This window comes from Kribbella speibonae (assembly GCF_004331375.1).
Classification (GTDB): Bacteria; Actinomycetota; Actinomycetes; order Propionibacteriales; family Kribbellaceae; genus Kribbella; species Kribbella sindirgiensis.
The window spans coordinates 1-1,741 of the sequence record NZ_SJKC01000011.1 but is presented as its reverse complement, the minus strand read 5'-3'; the positions used below and the strand labels follow the sequence as shown (position 1 = coordinate 1,741).

Below are 1,741 nucleotides of genomic sequence, written 5' to 3'. Positions count from 1 at the left end.
CTCACCGGCCGCGCCGAGCCCGATCGACTCCCCGTCCGCCTCGAACGTCAGCAAGCGATCGCTTGACTTACCGAACCGCGTCCGGAACGAGTTCTTCGCATTCTCGAACGAGTCCTCACCGCTGCCGGCGGTCACCTTGGTGTCGATGACCTGCCACTTGCCCTTGGAGTCCTTGTAGTGCACCGGCTCCGTCGACAGCTCGACCTGCGTGGTCCCGTCGGACATGCGATACGAAGTCGACGACGCCGTACGCCGCTCCTCGAGCTCCCGCACCCGCGAAGGCGTCCCGCCCGCAGCCGTGACCGTCGACGCGTTCTTCACCCGCGCGGGCAACGGCGCCGCCAACGGGCCAGCAGCCGCACGAGCCACCTGCGGTGCGGCGACCTGCGCGACGTGCTGCGGCTGCGCAAGGGCGGTCGCGGGGACGCCCAACGAGGCCGGGAGGGACAGTACGAGGGCATACGTCAGCCACCTGCGGGTGCGGCGCATCGACACTCCAAGATCGGGCGGATCCGGCGCACCCCGAGTGACACCGGCGAAGAAAGTCAGGAGAGTTTTATCCTTCCAACACCCACCGGCGCAACCCGGTTGCAGCTTGTTGCAGATTTAGGAAACCCTTACCAACAAAGGGAAATCGGCAACTCGTTGGCGAATCCCACATGACCGCCGAGTAGCGTGTATGGTCCCGGCGTGTGGAACCGCTGTTCGGCCCTCGCGATCTGCGGACAGCGACCGAACGACCACACAAAGTTGTGATCTAGGCCAATTCATCACTGATCAGCAACTTTTTCACTGCCACGCCATTTCTTCTCGTACTCTCCCTCCGGGGATTGGATTCGAACGACCTGGGGGGGAACCCATGTTCCGGAGGCTTCTTGCCTCGGCTGCCGCATTGGTGGTGGCGGCCGCGGCCATCGTGTTTATCGACCGGGCGGCCGATGCCGCCGCGGCCGGCGTCAGCATCACCGCCACGCAGGCGTCGAACGGCACGACCACGCTGACGTACCGCGCGACCGTGCTCAAAGCGGGCGCGATCCGCGAGGTCACGATGGCGATCCCGGCCGGGACCACCGGGCGGGTCACCTCGATCAACGGCACGGTCAGCTCCGTCACGAGCACGGTGCTGCGCTGGCGACCCGCCCGCGTCACGAACGTCGCCGTCGGCGCGCGACTCGCGATCCCGCTGTACGGCCTGAAGCTGCCCGCCGGCGGCCCGTGGACGCTGGGATTCAAGTCGATCGGCACGGCGGGCCAGGTGATCACATCCGGCGCCGGCGTGCTGCAGCCGTTGAAGACCTACACCGCCGCCGTCGCGGTCAAGGCGACGAACCCGATTCCCGCCCAGACAACGAATCTGACCTACCAGGCCACGATCACCAAGGCGGGCACCCTCGGCGCCGTGCGCATGCAGTTGCCGACCGGAGCCACCGGCACGTACGGCACCGTCAACGGCACGCTCTTCGTCAGCGGCGGCTACGCGACCTGGAAACCCAAGTCACCGCTCAACGTCGCCGTCGGCGCACGCCTGGCGATCCCGGTCAACAACGTCCAGCTCTCCCGGTTCGGCGGAACGATGAGCCTCACCGTCTCCGCGACTACCGCCACCGGCACCGTCCTGAGCACCGGCGCCGGAAGCATCGCATTCATCGCGCCACCCGCCGAGATGCCCGCCGTCGCTGCCGCGGGCTTTGCCGCACCTCCTGCCGGATGCCCTGACACCTGGCCGACGACAACCGCCGAG

The 1,741-nt window shown here is 67.4% G+C and carries 2 protein-coding genes; one reads left to right on the top strand and one right to left on the bottom strand.

Annotated features, from left to right (window positions below; genetic code table 11):
• Positions 1-489 (bottom strand): hypothetical protein (locus tag E0H92_RS43915; RefSeq protein ID WP_131500507.1); only part of this gene is annotated, 489 nt, incomplete at its 3' end.
• 370 nt (positions 490-859) lie between these two features.
• Between E0H92_RS43915 and E0H92_RS43910 the strand changes: the two genes are divergently transcribed.
• On the top strand, positions 860-1,741 hold an 882-nt coding region (locus tag E0H92_RS43910), incomplete at its 3' end, for a hypothetical protein (protein ID WP_131500506.1).